Origin of the sequence: Lactobacillus kefiranofaciens (assembly GCF_900103655.1) — a bacterium.
Taxonomy (GTDB): Bacteria; Bacillota; Bacilli; order Lactobacillales; family Lactobacillaceae; genus Lactobacillus; species Lactobacillus kefiranofaciens.
The window spans coordinates 40,926-60,457 of record NZ_FMXC01000004.1 but is presented as its reverse complement, the minus strand read 5'-3'; the positions used below and the strand labels follow the sequence as shown (position 1 = coordinate 60,457).

Sequence of the window (19,532 nt, the reverse complement as noted above, 5' to 3'; positions counted from 1 at the left end):
TTTTTGTTAACCTAAAGGGTTAAGCATAATATATGTGATTAATCCCCAGACAAGAAAGACGCAGATCAATGCGGTATACAACAAGTATTTTCTTGTTTTAGGTGGTTTGGCTTTATCCAGACCAAACACTAAGCAAAAACAGCCAATAATGATAAACAGAGCTGTTGTGAGTAAAAAAATTAAACTAGAATTCATAAATATATCCAACTTTCTTTTGATACATCTTTTATTAAAGCATATTAACAGGATGCATGATAGTAAGAAATTGGCGGAGGAAATATTATGGACAAAATAAAGGTAATGACGGTCTTTGGCACGAGACCAGAGGCTATCAAAATGGCACCGTTAGTCTTGAAATTAAAAAAGGATAAACGTTTCGACGAGGTAACAGTTGTTAGTGCGCAGCATAGGGAAATGTTGGACCAGGTGCTAAATATTTTTAAAATTAAGCCAGACTATGATTTCAACATCATGCACAAGAATCAAACGTTGGAAGATATTACTTCCAAGGTGATGATTGATTTATCTAAGGTGATTAAAGAAGAAAAACCAGATATTGTGTTGGTACATGGCGATACGACGACCAGTTTTGCAGCTAGCTTAGCCACTTTTTATCAGCAGACGACATTAGGTCATGTTGAAGCTGGTCTTAGAACGTGGAATAAGTATTCCCCTTATCCTGAAGAGATGAACCGGCAAATGACTGATGATTTGGCTGACTTGTATTTCGCTCCAACTGAATTATCTAAGAGTAATTTGTTAAAAGAAAATCATCATGCGGAAAATATTTTTGTCACCGGTAATACTGCAATCGATGCTTTGGAGCAAACCGTGCAAAAAGATTATCATCACGCAGTCATGGATGAGATTACACCAGGGAATAAGGTGATTTTGGTAACCATGCACCGACGCGAAAATCAAGGTGAACCAATGCGCCGGGTATTTAAGGTCATGCGGCAAGTAATTGACAGCCATGATGATGTAGAAATAATTTATCCAGTGCACTTATCACCCAGAGTACAAAAGGTTGCCAATGAGGTTTTAGGCGGTGATCCCCGGATTCATTTGATTGAACCATTGGACGTAGTCGATTTTCATAATTTAGCTAAGCGCAGCTACTTTATCATGACTGATTCTGGCGGCGTGCAGGAAGAAGCACCAAGCTTGGGCAAGCCAGTTTTGGTATTGCGCGATACAACTGAGCGGCCAGAAGGGGTGAAAGCTGGTACTTTAAAGCTGGTGGGCACTCAGGTAGAGCAAGTGCGCGAGAGCATGCTGGAACTGCTTGAAAATAAAGCAGCCTATGAGAAAATGGCTAATGCTAAGAATCCGTATGGTGATGGTCATGCTAGCGACCGTATCATGGATGATATTTACTATTACTTTAATAAAAAGACAGTGCAAAAACCAAAAGATTTTGAATAAATAAAAAAGAAACGGATTATTTACCGTTTCTTTTTTGCTTTTGTTCTTGAAGTCGCATTTTCGCGCGTTCAATCATTGTATGTTCTTGTTTTTGAAAGACGGATCTGGTAGTAAGGTAGTTAAATACCCCTACTAAAACTTGATCGATAATCTTGACTAGCAGAGCATTGAGATGAAGCCAGGATAAGCCGACCAACATAATCAATGTATCAGGGATCAAACTGATAATGCGGTAAGTGAAAAATACGATTAATTTATGCCACGTAGTGTGTTCATGATCTACATTGTTAATAAAAACTGCCTTCTGATTAAAATAAAAAGAGACAAGATTAGAGACAATGAAGGCGATAGTATTAGAAATCACCATTACACTGTGCCACCAGGAATGCAGCACCATGAAGACAAGAGTATTGATTAAGGCAGCGACAAATCCAAAAATCATGTACACCCATAAATTACGGTGACGCTTGATTAACTTTTGACCTAATTGGCGAATCTGCGCTTGATCAATTGCCGTGACTTTTTTTTTATTTTTAGCCATTTAGTTGATCATTCATTTCCTCAGCTGCTTGGTCGATTAAATCGATCGCAGCATCATCTGGTGCGTTTTCAATCGTGACAGGCTTGGTAATTTCTTTAGCGCCACATGCCTTAAATGCTTTTTCGTAATCAAAAACATTTTCGCAAAAATGCTCGCCATAAGTCTTGTCGCCGGATCCCATCACGGCGAAGTATTTGCCTGTGAGATCTAGTTCTTTTAATTCATCATAAAAGTCTGCTAGTTCATCGGTCATTGCACCTTCACCATAAGTATAGGTGACGAAAATACAAAGATCAGATTCTAAATAATCGCTGGCGTCAGTAAAACCTACATCGCTAGTTTCAACGTCAAAGCCATAATCTTGAAGATCTTCTTCTAAAATATCTGCCATATCTTCATCGTTGCCAGTCATGCTGGCGTAGACAATTCTTGCTTTCATGATTATCCATACCTTTCACTGCAGTATACGTGATTTATTATACATGAAACTAAGAGATTTTAACGAAGTTTTGCTAAACTTTTAAAAATATTCAATAAAACGTTATAATAAGAAATAAAATATTTGAAAAAGGAGAAATAATTTTGATTACTATTAAATCAATTCGTGAACTTAAGGGGATGCAAGCTTCCGGACATTTGCTTGCTACCATGTTTGAAGGCTTGCGCGATGTAATTAAGCCAGGTATTTCAACCTGGGAAATCGAAGAATTTTGTCAAAAATTCGTTAAGAGTCGTGGTGGCCGTCTTTCAGAACAAGGCTTTGAAGGCTACAAGTATGGTACTTGTATCTCAGTTAATGATGAGATTGCCCACCAAACGCCAAGAAAAGATCGTATCTTAAAGGAAGGCGACATTGTTAAGGTTGATGTTACCTGCAATTTAAATGGCTATGAATCCGACTCATGTACTACTTATCCAGTTGGCAAAATTTCAGATGCTGACAAAAAGTTAATCGAAGTCACCAAGAAGGCAATGTATCTTGGTATTGATCAAGCCGTTTTAGGCAACCGTATTGGTGACATTGGTGCTGCAATCCAACATTGGGTTGAAGACGAGAACCATTATGGCGATGTGCGTGAATTAATTGGTCACGGTATTCAACCTTCAATTCATGAAGACCCAGAAGTACCACATTGGGGTAAGGCTGGTCATGGTATCCGCTTACGTGAAGGCATGACCATTACTTGTGAACCAATGGTTGAAGCAGGTGGCGATTGGCATATTGATCAAAGAACTGTTGATGATCCTAACGATGATTGGGTTTACTATGCAACTCCAGATGGTTCAAATGCGGCCCAATTTGAACATACCTTTGCAATTACTAAGGGCGGTCCTAAGATTTTAACTTTGCAGCACCCTTACGATGGCCTAGAAAAGTACATCCCTCATTTTGATGAAATGGATGATTAGGTCCTTGAATGAAAAAGCAGAAGCTAGGTCATAAATTTAGTCAATTTATTTTAACTTTGCGCAGTACAATTTCGCAGGGTGAAATATCCAACGGCTCAATTGTAATTGCTTACTATATTTTATTCTCGATTTTTCCAATTATCATTATTATCGGAAATGTTTTACCTTTGTTTCGCATCGACACTTCGCCGATTGCGGAATACTTAAACCTAGTCTTTCCAGATAAGGTAGCTAGTTTTGTTCTGCCGATGATTAATTCGCTATTGAAAACGACCTCAACCGGATATATTTCCTTTGGTATTATCTTAGCGATTTGGTCATTTTCGAATTTAGTTAATGCAATTCGTTTAGGTGAGAATCGGCTCTATGGCGTGCATCAAGTGGAACTGAAATTGTCGATGCTTAATTTTATTTGGACAAGAGTGCTGACAGTGCTCTTTACCGCATTGATGATTATCTTTTTTACCGCTGTCAGCATTGTCCTAGTTTTTGGGCAACAATTATTAGAATTTCTTGGTCCTATTTTCCATTTGCCGTTAACGGAGATTAATAAGATTTTTAGTTATCGTTATCCGGTAGTTTTATTGGTAATAATCTTGGCAGTTGCCTATTTAAACTATGTTTTGCCAAATATCAAGCTCAAGAAGAGGGTCATCTGGCCTGGGGTCTTGGTTACGGTAGTAGGCTGGTTAGCTTTATCATTTTTATTTAGTTTTTATCTGCATAATTTTCCCATTAGCTGGGAGAATTACGGTATTGTGGGGACTTTTATCATTTTCATGTTATGGCTAAACTTATCAGCTTGGCTATTTTTACTCGGAGTTGGCGTTAACGCGGCAATTATTCACAATCGTGTGGGTGAGTTAGAATATTCAGCTGGTAGAATTGCAAGTTACATTCAGGATAAAAGACACCAGCGAAAGTAGTGAATTAAACTAAAATTTGCTATGATTATTTTATAAAGATTGAAAAAAAGAAAGTGTGCATATATGAAAGTAAGAAAAGCTGTTATTCCGGCAGCCGGATTAGGTACGCGTTTTTTACCTGCAACTAAGGCCTTACCTAAGGAAATGTTGCCAATCGTAGATAAGCCAACAATTCAATTCATCGTTGAAGAGGCTAAGAAGTCTGGGATTGAGGATATTTTAATCGTTATTGGTAAGAATAAGCGACCAATTGAGGATCACTTCGACTCTAATCCAGAACTTGAACAAGATTTGGCAGAAAAAGGTAAGGATGAGTTGCTTAAGTTAACGCAAGGGATTACCCATCTAGGCGTTAACTTGTATTACACCAGACAACCCCATCCAGCAGGCTTGGGGGATGCCATTTTCCGTGCTCGCAGCTTCGTTGGTGATGAACCATTCGTAGTTATGCTGGGTGATGACCTAATGGACGACAAGGTGCCATTAACTAAGCAATTAATTGACCGCTACAATAAGACCCATGCTTCTACTATTGCCGTAATGCAAGTGCCTCACGAAGAAGTCTCCAAGTATGGCATTATTGAGCCTGAAAATGCAATCATGCCTGGTTTAATCAATGTTAAGTCATTTGTAGAAAAGCCAGATGTAGATAAGGCACCAAGTGATTACGCGATTATTGGTAGATATTTATTAACACCAGAAATTTTTGACATTTTAGCAAATCAAAAGCCTGGACGTGGTGGCGAGATTCAATTGACTGATGCCATTGATACAATGAACAAGACCCAACGTGTCTTTGCTCATGTCTTTAAAGGTGAACGTCATGATGTCGGCAACAAGGAAGGCTACCTGGAAACTTCAATTGAATATGGCTTGAAGCACCCAGAGATCAAGGATCAACTGCGTGAATACATCAAGCATTTATCCAAGAAATTTGAAGCTGAAGATAAGAAAAAGAAGTAAAAAATTAATAAAGTTATCAAGGGACTACGCGTTTGTAGTCTTTTTATGTTTTCCTTAATATTTTTTTGGTATGATTTTAGTATTAAAAATTCATTGATGGAGAAGAAATAGATGAAAGATATTTATATTGTGGCAGCCAAGAGAACGCCATTTGGCAAATATCGTGGCTTTTTTAAGAATGTGACGGCAACAGACTTAGGAGTAATGGCGCTTAAAGGCACCTTAGCCGCAGGCAATATTGATCCGCAAGATGTAGAAGCATTATTTATGGGGAACGTGCTTAGTAGCGGTTTAGGCGAAAATGTTGCGCGGCAAGTAGCACTTTACTCAGGGATGAGGCAAGAATCCGCTGCAGTGACAATTAATGAAGTGTGTGGCTCTAGCATAAAGGCTGTTCGTTTAGCTCAAGGACAAATGGAGCTGGGCGACCTAGGCTTGGTAGCTGTTGGTGGCAGCGAAAGCATGACTCGGGCACCTTATTTAGTGAAAAAAGAGGATAAGGATCACCCAGACAAGCACTTAATTAGTTCAATAATCAATGATGGTTTAATGGATGCTTTTTCTAATGAGCATATGGGAATGACGGCTGAAAATGTAGCTGAGAGATACCATGTTTCTCGTCAGGAAATGGACAAATTCAGCTTGCGTTCACATCAAAAGGCAACTGCAGCTGTTAAATCGGGCTTTTTTAAAAATGAAATTTTGCCAATTGAACTTAATGGAAAAAAATTGGATCATGATGAGCTGATTCGCCCAGATACTACATTAGAAGCATTAGGTAAACTAAAGCCGGTGTTTAAGGAGAATGGCCTAGTGACTGCAGGTAATTCCTCGCCTCTAACGGATGGGGCTAGCATGTTAGTTCTAGCTACCAAGGAAAAAGTGACTGAATTAGGGTTAAAACCTATTGCCAAGTTAGGCAACTTTACTGAAGCTGGCTTTGATCCTGCATATATGGGTTATACGCCATATTTTGCCGTAAAAAAAATGCTGCAAAATACGGGTCGTTCGATTACCGATTATGATATTGTGGAATTAAATGAAGCCTTTGCCGCTCAAAGCGTAGCAGTAGCTCGTGATTTAGCTATTCCTGCTGAGCGCTTGAACATCATGGGTGGAGCGATTGCGCTAGGTCACCCATTAGGAGCAACTGGGACGCGTTTAATCGCTTCTGCAATTAGCGGGTTAAAGTATCGCAATGCTCAGCGCGCGCTGGTTACCTTATGTATTGGTGGCGGACAGGCAATTGCTTATGAAATCGAAAATGTAGAATGAAATTTTATCAATTAACGCCTAAGCAAAGACGAGAAATTTTGCAAAGTGAAGGAATTAAGTTAGAAAAAATTGACGATCAGGTGCTCGCGCGTTTAGATCAATTAAGTGAAAACGTGATTGGTCAATTGCGCCTGCCTTTAGGGGTGGTGCAGAACTTGCAGGTTAATGGACACAAGTATTGGGTACCGATGACTGTAGAAGAACCATCCGTGGTGGCAGCAGCTAATCATGGAACAAATATTTTCGCTCAAAATGGCGGTGTTCAGGCAGTAAGCAAGCGAGATGGAATTTATGGTCAAATAGTTTTGCGGGTGAATGACGATTTTGTCTTAGCTGAGTTGGAGAATGCCTTTCCCCATTTAATTGCTTTGGCTAATCAAAAATTTGCTAGTTTAGTTAAGCACGGTGGTGGCACCAGAGAAATTACTGCTAAGCAAATCAATAAGTTAGTTTATCTCAGAGTGCTGGTTGATCCCGCTGAAGCGATGGGGGCTAATAAAACCAATTCAATTCTAGAATTCTTAAGTACTAAGTTAGTAGAGCTGCCTGGAGTTGCTGAAAAGTTGTTTGCTATTTTATCTAATTATTCTAGTCAATTGACTACCGCTAAGGTTAAATTAGATCCCGCAACGTTGGGCGGAAAACGAGTGGCCGAGCGAATTGCTCTGTTAAGCAAGATTGGCTATGAAGATCCTTACCGGGCGGTAACAAATAATAAGGGCATTATGAATGGTGCTGATGCAGTTTTATTAGCTACAGGCAATGATTATCGTGCAATTGAAAGCGCGACGGCGGTTTTAGCTAGCCAGACTGGTCAATATCGTAGTTTATCCAAGTGGACGATGGAAGATGGCCTATTGGTAGGTGAATTGACTTTGCCAATGGCGATTGGCGTAGTTGGCGGGTCAATCAAGGCACGTGAAGATGTCCAGCAAAGTTTTGCAATTTTAGGGCAAGTTACTAGTAAGCAATTGGCCGAAATAATCACTGGAGTGGCACTGGCCAACAATTTGGCCGCCTTATTAGCGATTTCTACGGTCGGTATTCAGGCAGGACATATGAAATTGCAAGCCCGCAATTTTGTCACGGAGCTAGATGCTAATGCTGATGAAAAAAAGCAGGTTTTAGCCGAAATGATCGCGCGCAAGGATTATTCAGAAAGCTACGCTAGAAAGATTTTACAAGAAATAAGAAAGGACAAATAATGCAAGTAGGGATTGATAAGATTGGCTTTTTTACGCCTAATAAATATGTGGACATGGTAGACTTAGCTCACGCGAGAAACCAGGATCCCAATAAATTCTTAATTGGAATTGGTCAAAGTGAAATGAGCGTGGCTGATCAGACTCAGGATGCAGTTTCAATGGGGATCAACGCGACTTTACGGTACCTAGACCGAATTGATAAAGACAAGGTGGGGTTACTGGTTTTGGGTACTGAAAGCGGGATTGATCAGTCTAAGTCAGCCTCATTATTTGTTAAAACTGCTTTGAAGCTAAAACCAGAAGTACGAACTTTTGAAGTCAAGGAAGCCTGCTTTGGGTTAACTGTGGCTTTGATGGTAGCTCGTGATTTTGTCAGAGTTCATCCTGAACAAACTGCAATTGTGATCGGCAGTGATATTGCACGTTATGGCGTTAAAACGCGTGGAGAAGTGACGCAAGGTGCGGGTAGTATAAGTATGCTAGTTAAGGCCACTCCAAGCATTCTAGCCCTGAATAATGGCCATAGTGCTTATAGTGAGGACATCAATGATTTCTGGCGGCCCAATGATTCACGCGTGGCTTTGGTTGATGGCAAATATTCAACGCAGATTTATTTGGATTTCTTTAAAAAGACTTTTGCAGATTATAAGAAACAAAAGGATTTAGCAACTAAAGATTTCGCTGCAATTATTTATCACTTGCCTTTTACTAAGATGGGATTAAAAGCTAATAGAATTGCAGTGGCAGATCAGGATGAAACAAACACTAAAAAGCTGCAGTCTAGTTTTGAGTCCTCTAAATTATTGTCGAATAGGGTAGGCAATATTTACACCGCTTCTTTGTATTTAAGTTTATTAAGCCTACTTGAAAATGGCAATTTGTCTGCCGGTTCGTTAGTAGGATTATTCTCATATGGTTCAGGTGCGATGGCGGAGTTCTATAGTGGCAAGTTAGTGGCTGGCTATGAACAGGAACTCGATCGAGCAGCTGATGAGAAGATGCTTAATCGTCGCCAAAAACTTAGTATTCCAGAATATGAGCATATCTTTAATGAGGCGTTGACAGATCCTGCGGATGGTCAAGAATTAACTAGTGATGATGAAGTGGGGACTTGGTATTTTGCTGGTCTGCGCGATCATATTCGCCAATATAAGAAAATAATATAAAAAAGGCCAGGATTGTCCTGGCTTTTTACATTAGGATCACTGTGCCATTGTCTTCTTTGATTTGCAAACCAAAGATGTGAATTTCTCGTTCTTGAATTTTTATTAATAAGGGGATGCCACGACCATGCATGTGGCCGACGATTTTAATTAGTTTGGCCTTAGTCATTGCTCTTGGGCCCACGTGTAGCAAGCACCGACCATTTTCGATGGTTAATTTGCTTAGCGGATAGAGGCGTTCCTCATTTTTGAAATAAAGAGCAGTATTAATATTTAAATCGTCAATAAGTTGAAGTAAATCTGTTAAACGCATTTTGATATCTAAGTTGGTAAAAATTAAACTATAATCAATTATAGTTTAAAACTGATTAAATTAAGTTGGAAGTGCTCAAATTGAAGAAGAAACTATTTTTAGCGACGTGTTGTTTGGCAGGAGCGGGTATTTTGACAGCCGGTGATTATTTTTTTAAGTTTGCCATGACACCATATAATAAACAGCCAGATTCTAAAGAAATCTTAGGAACCGATGCTCTTTTTAGTCAAAAAAATTGGTTTAAGAAATTCCCTAAAGAGGACTGGTTGATTAAAACGCCAAATGGCCTCAAATTATTTGCTAGTTATCTTGACCACCATACCGCAAAGAGCGTCATCTTATTGCATGGTTTTATGGCTGATGGCGATAGCATGGCCGGTTTTGCCAAGTTATTCTATGATCTAGGTTATAAGGTCTTGTTGCCGGATGCACGCGCGCATGGCAAAAGTCAAGGTAATTACATTGGTTATGGTTGGGTTGAAAAAGCAGATATCTTGCAGTGGATTAACGAAATAATTGCACGTATAGGACAAAGTAGTAAAATCGTGGTCATGGGCCAGAGCATGGGCGGTGCTACAGCCATGATGGTCAGTGGAATGAAATTACCGGTGCAAGTTAAAGCCTTCATCGAAGATTGTGGCTATTCCAACGTGAAGGAAGAAGTACTTTATCAAGCGGCTAATTTGGTGAATTTAAAACCAGCAGCTGGAAAATGTTTAGTTAGTTTGGTTAGTGAAATTAATCGAATAAAAAATGGCTTTTTCCTAGGGCAGGCATCTTGTGTTCAGCAATTAAAAAAGAATACGCGCCCATTTTTGTTTATTCATGGTGGTAAAGATCACTTCGTGCCTACTAAAATGGTTTATCAAAATTATGCTGCCACGACTGCTCCTAAGAAACTTTGGATTGCCCCCTTTAGCTGGTCATGCAATGTCGCTGCCCATGTATTATACGGAATACCAGCGGCAGGTTGATGCATTTTTAGCAAAATATATTGATTAATTTCTTGCAAGCGGTTACATAAGCGGATATAATGGGAAATGTGGAATAGGTAGAAATTAAAGTTAGCAGATATAAATTACAATAAGTTTTTATCTCCAGAATTGTATTATTATTGGATACTTAAAAGATTCTCTATATGTAGAGGTGTCAGCCATAAATAATTTAACTACTAATTTATTTTCAATGGCTGTTCGCAAAACTCCAATTCATTAAAAAGTTACGTTTTATGTAAAGACCCGAACAAGTGAATGTTAATATTGGTTGCGATAATGCCATTGTTTTACACATACCAAACAATTAAAAATCGTGACTATCAATTGATGAGCTACCTCATCCACTTGAATTGCGGCTGCTAAGAGACAGGAAATCGTCCGGCGGTCGCTTTTTGTATGCAAAAAAGCCTAGTCATTTCGACTAGGACTTAATTATTTTCTTAGAACTAATTTTGCAATTGCTTCACAGCGTGGTGTCTGTGGCAGCATATCAACGTTTTGAATTAAGCGCACGTCATAGGCCTCACTTAGTAAAACTAGATCTTGGGCTAAGGTCGATGGGTTGCATGAAATGTAAACGAAAGTTTGTGGCTTAACACGCAAGATGGTCTTAATCAAGTTCTTAGCCAAGCCGGTTCTTGGTGGGTCTACAATTAAGGCATCAATTGGCACGCCGCTATTTTGCAATTCTGGCAAAACTTTTTCAGTACTACCTTGAATGTATTCTGCATTCTTAACATGATTTAATTCTACATTATGTTGAGCATCTCTAACTGCTTCAGGAATAGTTTCGATTCCGACTACTTGTTTAACTCTATCAGCAGCTAAAATTCCTAAGGTACCTACACCACTATAGGCATCAATTAATGTCTGATCTGGAGTTAAATCGAGGTATTTCAATGCCTCTGAATAGAGGTTGACAGTTTGAACCGGATTAAGCTGGAAAAATGCTCGAGGAGACAAGGCAAATTTTTTGCCTAAGATTTCCTCAGTAATTTGATTCTTACCTAACAGTTTTTCGGTTTTATTGCCCCAGACTTGTGGATTTTGCCATTCTGTTTCGTTTTGATAAACGCTAACGACATGATCGAGCTGCATGATTTCTTTAGCCAGGGGAATTAAGTTCTTAATTTTATGGTCAATGGTAATTAGAGTAACTTGAATTTCCTTAGTGGCTTCGGATTGACGTACGACTACTGTTTTGATGCCAGGTAGATGCTTGAAGTAATTGGCAACTGGTACGTGAAGCTTTTCAATCAAGGCCTTAATGGCACGCTCTGTTTTTTGCGTGTCTTCACTTTGAGTTGGCATCTTAGGTAGATCAATCAAGTGGTGAGAATTTGGTGCAAATAAACCAAGCTTGAGATTGCCACGAACATCTTCAATTTGGTACTGGGCCTTATTACGGTAATGCCATGGATCTGGAGCAGCAATGGTCTTCTTGACCTTGTACTTGCTATAATTTCTAGGGTGGTATTTGCGCAAGGACTCTAACATATTATTGCGTTTAAATTCTAGTTGCTTGTCATAAGACAGATGAGCTAGCTCCAGGCCACCAATCTCAGGGTTGACGCCCTCTGGAAACGGCACGCGGTCAGGACTTTTTTCTTTAATGCGAACTAACTCAGCTTGAATGTAGTGTGGGTAGTTCTTAATGATCTTAGCTACAACTACTTCGTCAGGAAGCGCACCGGGAATAAAGATGATCTTCTTCTTGTAATAACCGATGCCTTCGCCATTGATGCCTAAACGCTTAATGGTAATAATGACATCTTTTTCGTGATGTTGTTTGTTATGAAAAAATTTTCTGTTCATTACCTTATTCTTTCTACTAAAAACTAATTACATTACTTTTAATTGTACTACTTGAAAAAAGTTCTTAGCAAGCTTTACGAAAATTTGCTAGCATGTAGTTGAGATAATAGTGAGGTGAAAATAGTGCTAATAACCAAAGTAAGTGCACAAAGACGGCCAGGTCGCTATAATATTTTCTTGGACGGTAAATATGCTTTTTCCGCTAGTGAAAAGACAGTTGCCGAATTTGTCTTATTAAAAGGCAAAGAATTAAATGATCAGCAGGTTGAAGAGATCAGACAATTTGATGCGGATGCTAAGGCTAGTGACTTAGCGGCGCACTTTTTAAGTTATGAGCCGAGAACCGTTTTTGAAGTGCTGCAATATCTAAAAAAACATGAAATTTCTGATGAAGCGGCTAATAGCGCGGTTAGTCAGTTAAATGAATTAGGCTACTTAGATGATCAGCAGTATGTTAAATTATTTATTAAAAATGATTTACAAGTGGGCAGCGATGGTCCTAAGTCGCTTTTACGCAAGTTAACGCAGAAGGGCGTTGATCCGGAACTTAGTCAAAACACACTGGATGAAGTAGATGAGAACGACTGGCTAAATGTTGGTCAGCGAGTAATCAAGTCGATGATTCATCAAGCGGGTAAATTATCACAGCGGGAACTTGGGCGCAAGATGAAAACTAAGCTGCTCATGCATGGCTTTGATAGTGGAATTAGTAGTGTGATCATTTCCGCTTTAGATCTTGCAGAAGATGAAGATTTACAGATTGAAGCACTGAAAAAACAGGGCATTAAGGCTTATAAACGTTTCCGTCGTTTTGATGAGCGTGAGCGCAATTTTAAGATCAAAAAGTATTTATTTAGTCACGGCTTTTCATCAAGCGAGATTGATGCCTTTTTAAATGGTGAGATTATTGATCTAGCTGAATTAGCTGAATATTAATACGAGGAGAAAAAATGAAAAAAACTATTGATAAGAAGATTTTTGTAGGTCGTCCATTTCCAGATAGTATGATGAATGCGCAAGAGAGTTTTATGGAATCCAATCAGCAAATGGAAAATGACGAAGTTTTTCAAAAATTTTTAGCTGATAATAATTTAGAAAATAAGCGTGCTGCCATGGTTGTTTCAGGACCAGACAGCTTCATGTACTGGTACGGCGTAATTGCGGATGTTGATGAGGCGCCAGCTGGTTTAATGAAGTTTGAGTTGCCTAAGGCTGAGGTTGCTGAAGAAGATGAAGACAATCAAAGCATCGTCTTCTTTAATTTGCCATTGAACAGTACAGTTTCACGCTTTACTAAGAAAATAGTAGATAGCGGCATCCACGTTTATCAAAACTTAGGTGACAGTGATACGCCATATATTCTCTGGGATCTAAATTTAGATACAAAAAAACTGGCCCAAATATTGTACTTGAAAGCCAGTAAATAATAATTAATGTTGTCGCGGGTCAATTGATAAATTGTCATATTCGACGTAAGCCCCAAGGCAGGTCGAAACAAACATGATTAGTAAAACAAAGCCAATTGAACTGCCCACAATCTGATCTAACGTTAAAACTGCGCGTACTAGATAAGTTGAAGCAAAACACAGGATAAAATCTAAAATAATATTAGCAAATAATAAAAGATAGCGGCGCCGAATGCTGAAAAAGCGAAGCAGCTGCTTGAGAAAACTATCGTTGGTCTGCATGGCTAATAAGTCAACGGGGCGCTGGATTGTTGCCTTTACGGCAAACATTATAATCGAACCAACTAAAGCGCCAATGATGGTGCGGTAGATTTCGGCTGAATGCAGCACCAAAGCATTATAGCCAATGCCAATAATAGTTAAGCTACAAATATAGGGCACTAATAATAAAAATGTAAATACAAGCAAGATATGGCTTTTTTGCATGAGGATGACCTCCTAATAGTCTTTGGGGTTATTTTAACATACTGACTAGTGCACTATGCTATAATAACGTTATTTAAGATATTTTTTAAGAAAGAGAGTAGAAGAATGAGTAGTGATCCTGGAGCGGGAAATCTTTTTGCTCGTCTGAAAAATCGATTGTCAGGTGAGAAAAAAGAGAAAACTAAAGATCATTTAGAAAAAGAGATTATTGCTTTACATAATAACCATAAGATTAATGATACTGAATTCTCGATGCTAGAGGGAATTTTGGATTTTCAAGGCAAGATGGCGCGTGAGGTAATGGTGCCACGGACAGATGCCTTTATGGTCGATGCAGAGGTTAGTTTTCAGGATAATTTAGACGAAATTTTGCGTGAGCCTTATTCACGCATTCCTGTTTATCGCCGAGATAAGGACAAGATTATTGGTGTAATTCATATTAGAACAGTTCTGCGTAAGGCTAAGAAGAGGGGCTTTCAAAATTTGGATTACGATGACGTGATGTATGAACCGCTTTTTGCTCCAGAAACGGCAGAATTAGGTGATTTGCTGATGGAAATGCAGCAGACGCAGCGTCAGCTAGCTATTTTGACTGATGAATATGGCGGCGTAACAGGATTAGCTACGATTGAAGATGTAATTGAAGAAATCGTTGGTGATATCGATGATGAGGTCGATCATACAGAGGTTCTTTATAATCAAATTGCGCCTAATAAGTATATAATTTATGGCAAAATGCCTCTAGATGATTTTAATGAACAGTTTGGTACTAATCTAGAGATGGAAAATGTTGATACTGTTGCTGGCTATGTGATTAATACTCTTAAAATGATCCCAGCTAAGGGAGAAAAGCTGACTGTCGCTATTGGAGACGGGAAGACTTTGACTACCAGAAGGATGAAGGGCTCACGGCTACTGACAGTTTTATTAGCGGTTGATAAGACGAAAAAGGAAGAAGATACAACAGACTAATGGATAAAGAGTTAGCAGATAAAGTTAAAAAGAGAAGAACGTTTGCAATTATTTCTCACCCTGACGCAGGTAAGACGACTATTACGGAACAGATGCTGTTGTTCGGTGGGGTAATTCGTAAAGCAGGAACGGTTAAAGCACGTAAAACTGGTAATTTCGCCACCAGTGACTGGATGGAAATTGAAAAAAAGCGTGGTATCTCAGTTACTAGTTCTGTAATGCAGTTTGAATATAAGGGCAAACGAATCAATATCTTGGATACGCCAGGGCACCAGGATTTCTCTGAAGATACCTATCGTACTTTGATGGCAGTGGACGCAGCTGTCATGGTGATTGACTCGGCTAAGGGTATTGAACCCCAGACTAAGAAATTATTCAAGGTTGTTAAAAAGCGTGGTATTCCAATTTTCACCTTTATGAATAAGCTTGATCGTGATGGTCGTCCGCCACTAGATTTGATTGCGGAATTGGAAGATTTGCTTGGCATTGAAGGCGTGGCAATGGACTGGCCAATTGGCTCAGGTCAGACTTTAAAGGGGTTATATGATATTGCCAATAATCGAGTTGAGCTTTATCGGAAAGATGAAAAGGACCGCTTTTTGCCATTAAATGAGGATGGCACTTTGCCAGATAGCGAGCCTCTTAGTCAAGATCCACAATTTAAGGATACTCTTGATGAAATTGAATTAATTAAGGAAGCTGGCAATAAGTTTGACCGTGAGAAAATTGCCTTGGGTGATCAAACTCCTGTCTTCTTTGGTTCAGCTTTGACCAATTTTGGGGTGGAAACTTTCTTAAATAGTTTTGTTGATTTAGCCCCAGCTCCAGAGAGTCATACTGTTAATGGTGATGAAGAATTGAGTCCTGAGGATCCAGACTTTTCCGGCTTTGTCTTTAAGATCCAAGCGAATATGAATCCGCATCACCGTGATCGTATTGCCTTTGTGCGTGTTGGTAGTGGTGAATTTAAGAAGGGATTAGACGTTACGTTAGCTAGAACCGGCAAGCCGATTCGGTTGAACAATGCTACAGAATTCATGTCCAGCGAGCGTGTACAAGTGTCTGATGCCGTAGCCGGTGATATTGTTGGTTTGTATGATACCGGTAATTTTCAAATTGGTGATAGCATTTATGCTGGCAAGCGCAAGATTGTTTATCCACCGCTTCCAGAATTTACGCCTGAATTATTTATGCGGGTAACTGCCAAGAACGTCATGAAGCAAAAATCATTCCATAAGGGGATGAATCAGTTAGTGCAGGAAGGTGCTATTCAACTGTACCGTAATTATCAAACGGATGAATATATTTTGGGTGCCGTTGGTCAGTTGCAGTTTGAGGTTTTCCAATTTAGAATGAAGAATGAATATAATTCTGAAGTTGAAATGAATAGCATTGGGCATCGTGTCGCGCGTTGGATTGATCCAGAGCAGCTTGATCCGGCAATGTCTAACAGCCGTAACTTATTAGTAAAAGATCGTTATGGCAATCCATTATTCTTATTTGAAAATGAATTTGCAGAGCGCTTCTTCCGTGATAAGTATCCAGATGTAAAATTAACTGAGAAATTATAAGAATAAACAAAAAATCCTAGGATTTATCTCCTAGGATTTTTTTGATGGTTTAATTTTATTTGTCAACGTGAACTTCAATTACGTGGCGGCTCTTATCAACAGTTAAAGTATATGAAGAGTCATAATTTTTAAGCAAACGCTTAATTACAAATTCAATCTCGTCTTCGCGCACCCGACGATCATGATTTTCAAGTGCAATACCGATAGCACCCTTGCTTTCAGTATAAATGACTGAGGTATTGCCGAGAGAATATACCTTAACATAGCTAGCATCGGTAGTGTTGAGCTGACTGTGAACCAAGTTGGCGTAGTTGTTGGTTACATCAATTAAATGCATGAATTTCACCTGTTTCTCTTAGTTATTATTCTTAATTTTAGTATAACTCAATTTGAAAAGTATTTTTTATTTTTAAAGAAAAAGATTCTGAAATGATTAGTTTCGGAATCTTTCATACGCTTTGAAAAAATTTCTTAGTTATTTTCACTAATTACAATTTCGCCATCTTGAACGTCAGCTTTTAGGTTCTTGCTGTCGGTATGATCGAGTTTAAAATCAGCTACTTTATCTTCAATTTCTTCTTGAATAGTTCTGCGAAGTGGACGAGCACCTAATGCAGGGTTAAAGCCCTCTTCAACTAGCTTTTCCTTAGCTGCGTCAGTGACAGCAATGTGTAAGCCTTGGTCTTTGACCATGTCATTAGTGTTTTTAAGCATTAAATCAACAATCTTAAGTAAATCTGGCTTAGTTAATTCGTTGAACTCAATGACATCATCTAGACGATTTAAGAATTCTGGCTTAAAGAATTGAGACATATCTTTTCTAGCAGATTCTTTGTCTTCTTGTTCGTTTTCTGCCGCAAAACCGACACTAGCATTCTTGATGCCTTGCCCTGCATTAGAAGTCATGATAATAATCGTATCCTTGAAGGAAACTGTTCTGCCTTGAGAGTCAGTTAAACGACCATCATCTAGGATTTGCAAGAAGAGATTTAATACATCTGGGTGAGCTTTTTCAATTTCGTCAAGCAAAATTAAGCTGTATGGGTTATGACGAACTTGTTCAGTTAATTGACCAGCTTCTTCATAGCCAACATAACCAGGTGCGGAGCCGATTAACTTGGAAACTGAGTATTGTTCCATGTATTCAGACATATCAAATCGAATCATGGCATTCTCTGAGCCAAACATTTGCTTAGCCAATTGCTTAGCTAATTCCGTCTTACCGACACCAGTTGGACCAACAAAGAGGAAAGAGCCAATTGGTCGGCCAGACTTGTTGAAACCAATTCTGTTACGACGAATGGCACGGGCAACTTTTTCAACTGCCTTATCTTGTCCAATTACATGCGCCTTTAAATCAGTAGCCAAATTCTGCAACTGATTTTCCTCTTGTTTTTGGATATCGCCTACAGGGATGCCAGTTTTTTCTTCCACGATCTTATTCATGACCTTATTGGTAATAATCGGAGATTTATCAGGGTCAACTTTTTGATCCTTCATCTTTTCGTATTTTTCAATTTGATCACGGTAGTAGGCAGCTTTTTCATAATCTTCACTCTTTAATGCTTCTTCTTTAAGTTGCTCAGCAGCGTTAATTCTTTCTTGAACTTTATCCTTATCAATATAAGGGATGGTTAAGTTCATTCTAGAGCCAGCTTCATCAAGTAAGTCAATGGCTTTATCAGGCAAGAATCTGTCTTGAATGTAGCGCGAAGATAATTTTGCAGCTGATTCGATTGCTTCATCAGTGTAACGAACGTGGTGATAATCTTCGTAGCGCTTTTGAATACCTTTTAGAATCTTAATTGTTTCATCAATGGAAGGTTCTTTAACTTCAACAGGTTGGAATCTCCGTGCTAAAGCAGAATCTTTTTCAATATCACGGTATTCTTTAATCGTGGTTGCACCGACTAATTGCAATTCACCACGGGCCAAAGCGGGTTTAATGATATTGCCTGCGTCCATACCACCTTCTGCGTTCCCAGCACCGACAATTTCATGAATTTCATCAATGAAGAGGATGATATCATCGCGTTGTTGCAATTCCTTGATTAATTGCTCCATTCTCTGTTCAAATTGACCACGGATTCCCGTACCTTGAACAAGTGATACGACATTTAATGAAATAATTTTCTTATCTTGTAATTTTGCTGGGACAGAACCATCAACAATTTCTTGTGCTAATTCTTCAACTACGGCAGTTTTACCGACACCGGCTTCACCGATTAAGACAGGATTATTTTTAGTTCTTCTATTTAAGATTTCGATTACCCGAGCGATTTCTTTATCTCGACCAATTACTGGATCAATTTTGCCTTTCTTAGCAAGAGCGGTTAAATCGGTACCATATTGGTCAAGCAGGCTTTTACCACCTTGACCGCCATTGCCGGCACCACCACCCATTTGCATTCTAGGGCCTTCGCCCCGCATATTATTATTTGCGGCATTGTTATTATTTCCGTTTAATGCGTTGAATAAGTCATCAAAGTCGCCAAAAAATTCATTATTATCGTTATTCATATTTCCTAGATTTCCTTGTTGATTTCTTAATTCTTGATAACAGTGTTGACATAAACTAATTTCACGGCTTTGGCCATTCACCTTGGTAAAAAGATGAATAGAGGCAGGCCGCTTATGACAATTTTGGCAAAGCAAATACATTACCGCCTTTCTTTTAAACTGTAACAAAATTATATTATTAGCACTCTTTATAGTCAAGTGCTAAGCATCTAATACTTACTTTTTACAAGAAAAATGATACGAAAATATTAATATTTTAGAAAAATCAATATAAATAGTAGAATAAAGAGTAAAAAAATTATAAAATCTTAAAAGTGTGGTGATATTTTTGGATTATCAAAAAATTCTAGATCAATTGGTTTCCGGTGAGCTGAAAGAATATGAAGTTGAAGCTAAAGATGCCTACGATCTTCAGAAAACTATTCGTAATTATGGTAAAAGACAATACATTACTGGTAGGGCTGAAAGAGGCGGTGCGATTGTATATACCGCTACCAATACTGGTAAGTAAATAATGTAAACTGTTACATTTTTGTTGCCTAATCC

Annotated in this window: 21 protein-coding genes; 13 read left to right on the top strand and 8 right to left on the bottom strand. The window is 38.7% G+C overall.

Going from position 1 to position 19,532, the window contains the following annotated elements; translation table 11 throughout:
• Nucleotides 1-6: 6 nt before the first annotated feature.
• Entirely contained in the window at nt 7-195 is a 189-nt protein-coding gene (locus tag BLP58_RS12270) for a hypothetical protein (protein WP_074484239.1), read from the bottom strand.
• Between the two features lie 87 nt (nt 196-282).
• Here BLP58_RS12270 and wecB point away from each other — a divergent pair, with 87 nt between their 5' ends.
• Nucleotides 283-1,425, top strand: a complete 1,143-nt coding sequence (wecB, locus tag BLP58_RS03035) for a non-hydrolyzing UDP-N-acetylglucosamine 2-epimerase (RefSeq protein ID WP_013854508.1) — start codon at nt 283-285, stop codon at nt 1,423-1,425.
• 16 nt (nt 1,426-1,441) lie between these two features.
• Here the strand turns inward: wecB and BLP58_RS03030 are convergent, their stop codons facing one another.
• Both BLP58_RS03030 and BLP58_RS03025 read right to left on the bottom strand, forming a co-directional pair.
• Nucleotides 1,442-1,966: a GtrA family protein gene (locus tag BLP58_RS03030; RefSeq protein ID WP_013854507.1), complete on the bottom strand. Its 525-nt coding sequence runs from the start codon at nt 1,964-1,966 to the stop codon at nt 1,442-1,444.
• The gene (locus BLP58_RS03025) at nt 1,959-2,405 is read right to left on the bottom strand and encodes a flavodoxin domain-containing protein (protein ID WP_013854506.1); all 447 of its coding nucleotides are present in this window, start codon (nt 2,403-2,405) and stop codon (nt 1,959-1,961) included. The genes BLP58_RS03030 and BLP58_RS03025 overlap by 8 nt, the downstream gene beginning before the upstream one ends.
• Before the next feature lie 143 nt (nt 2,406-2,548).
• Between BLP58_RS03025 and map the strand changes: the two genes are divergently transcribed.
• The 6 genes from map (at nt 2,549) to BLP58_RS02995 (ending at nt 8,911) form a co-directional block, all read left to right on the top strand.
• A complete protein-coding gene (gene map / locus BLP58_RS03020; protein WP_013854505.1) occupies nt 2,549-3,376 on the top strand; it encodes a type I methionyl aminopeptidase in 828 nt (275 codons plus the stop codon).
• An 8-nt stretch (nt 3,377-3,384) separates the two neighbouring features.
• Nucleotides 3,385-4,302, top strand: a complete 918-nt coding sequence (locus BLP58_RS03015) for a YihY/virulence factor BrkB family protein (protein WP_013854504.1) — start codon at nt 3,385-3,387, stop codon at nt 4,300-4,302.
• 63 nt (nt 4,303-4,365) lie between these two features.
• Nucleotides 4,366-5,265 carry a UTP--glucose-1-phosphate uridylyltransferase GalU gene (galU, locus tag BLP58_RS03010; RefSeq protein WP_013854503.1) on the top strand — a complete coding sequence of 300 codons (900 nt, stop codon included), beginning with the start codon at nt 4,366-4,368 and terminating at the stop codon, nt 5,263-5,265.
• A gap of 111 nt (nt 5,266-5,376) precedes the next feature.
• Entirely contained in the window at nt 5,377-6,540 is a 1,164-nt protein-coding gene (locus BLP58_RS03005; RefSeq protein WP_013854502.1) for a thiolase family protein, read from the top strand.
• Nucleotides 6,537-7,745, top strand: a complete 1,209-nt coding sequence (locus BLP58_RS03000) for a hydroxymethylglutaryl-CoA reductase, degradative (RefSeq protein WP_013854501.1) — start codon at nt 6,537-6,539, stop codon at nt 7,743-7,745. The genes BLP58_RS03005 and BLP58_RS03000 overlap by 4 nt, the downstream gene beginning before the upstream one ends.
• Complete coding sequence (locus tag BLP58_RS02995; RefSeq protein ID WP_013854500.1) at nt 7,745-8,911, top strand: hydroxymethylglutaryl-CoA synthase; 1,167 nt, start codon at nt 7,745-7,747, stop codon at nt 8,909-8,911. Before BLP58_RS03000 ends, BLP58_RS02995 begins: the two co-directional genes overlap by 1 nt.
• A 25-nt stretch (nt 8,912-8,936) precedes the next feature.
• Here the strand turns inward: BLP58_RS02995 and BLP58_RS02990 are convergent, their stop codons facing one another.
• Nucleotides 8,937-9,221, bottom strand: a complete 285-nt coding sequence (locus BLP58_RS02990) for a hypothetical protein (RefSeq protein WP_025084093.1) — start codon at nt 9,219-9,221, stop codon at nt 8,937-8,939.
• A gap of 131 nt (nt 9,222-9,352) precedes the next feature.
• On the opposite strand from BLP58_RS02990, the gene BLP58_RS02985 reads away from it, so the two are divergent.
• Nucleotides 9,353-10,195, top strand: a complete 843-nt coding sequence (locus tag BLP58_RS02985) for an alpha/beta hydrolase (RefSeq protein WP_013854498.1) — start codon at nt 9,353-9,355, stop codon at nt 10,193-10,195.
• Nucleotides 10,196-10,648: 453 nt separating this feature from the next.
• On the opposite strand, the gene rlmD is transcribed toward BLP58_RS02985, so the two are convergent.
• Complete coding sequence (gene rlmD / locus BLP58_RS02980) at nt 10,649-12,031, bottom strand: 23S rRNA (uracil(1939)-C(5))-methyltransferase RlmD (protein ID WP_013854497.1); 1,383 nt, start codon at nt 12,029-12,031, stop codon at nt 10,649-10,651.
• A 123-nt stretch (nt 12,032-12,154) separates the two neighbouring features.
• On the opposite strand from rlmD, the gene recX reads away from it, so the two are divergent.
• Both recX and BLP58_RS02970 read left to right on the top strand, forming a co-directional pair.
• Nucleotides 12,155-12,967, top strand: coding sequence for a recombination regulator RecX (gene recX / locus BLP58_RS02975; RefSeq protein WP_013854496.1), 813 nt, complete (start codon nt 12,155-12,157; stop codon nt 12,965-12,967).
• Nucleotides 12,968-12,981: 14 nt separating this feature from the next.
• Nucleotides 12,982-13,458 carry a hypothetical protein gene (locus tag BLP58_RS02970; protein WP_013854495.1) on the top strand — a complete coding sequence of 159 codons (477 nt, stop codon included), beginning with the start codon at nt 12,982-12,984 and terminating at the stop codon, nt 13,456-13,458.
• Between the two features lie 3 nt (nt 13,459-13,461).
• On the opposite strand, the gene BLP58_RS02965 is transcribed toward BLP58_RS02970, so the two are convergent.
• Complete coding sequence (locus BLP58_RS02965) at nt 13,462-13,923, bottom strand: hypothetical protein (RefSeq protein WP_013854494.1); 462 nt, start codon at nt 13,921-13,923, stop codon at nt 13,462-13,464.
• A 105-nt stretch (nt 13,924-14,028) separates the two neighbouring features.
• Here BLP58_RS02965 and BLP58_RS02960 point away from each other — a divergent pair, with 105 nt between their 5' ends.
• Both BLP58_RS02960 and BLP58_RS02955 read left to right on the top strand, forming a co-directional pair.
• A complete protein-coding gene (locus BLP58_RS02960) occupies nt 14,029-14,895 on the top strand; it encodes a hemolysin family protein (protein WP_013854493.1) in 867 nt (288 codons plus the stop codon).
• Nucleotides 14,895-16,466: a peptide chain release factor 3 gene (locus BLP58_RS02955; RefSeq protein WP_025084094.1), complete on the top strand. Its 1,572-nt coding sequence runs from the start codon at nt 14,895-14,897 to the stop codon at nt 16,464-16,466. The genes BLP58_RS02960 and BLP58_RS02955 overlap by 1 nt, the downstream gene beginning before the upstream one ends.
• Before the next feature lie 55 nt (nt 16,467-16,521).
• Here BLP58_RS02955 and BLP58_RS02950 read toward each other — a convergent pair whose 3' ends face one another.
• A complete protein-coding gene (locus BLP58_RS02950; RefSeq protein ID WP_013854491.1) occupies nt 16,522-16,803 on the bottom strand; it encodes a DUF1827 family protein in 282 nt (93 codons plus the stop codon).
• A 134-nt stretch (nt 16,804-16,937) separates the two neighbouring features.
• The gene (locus tag BLP58_RS02945) at nt 16,938-19,121 is read right to left on the bottom strand and encodes an ATP-dependent Clp protease ATP-binding subunit (protein WP_041817301.1); all 2,184 of its coding nucleotides are present in this window, start codon (nt 19,119-19,121) and stop codon (nt 16,938-16,940) included.
• Nucleotides 19,122-19,314: 193 nt separating this feature from the next.
• Between BLP58_RS02945 and ykzS the strand changes: the two genes are divergently transcribed.
• Nucleotides 19,315-19,497, top strand: a complete 183-nt coding sequence (gene ykzS, locus BLP58_RS02940; RefSeq protein WP_013854489.1) for a protein YkzS — start codon at nt 19,315-19,317, stop codon at nt 19,495-19,497.
• The last annotated feature ends 35 nt before the right edge of the window (nt 19,498-19,532 follow it).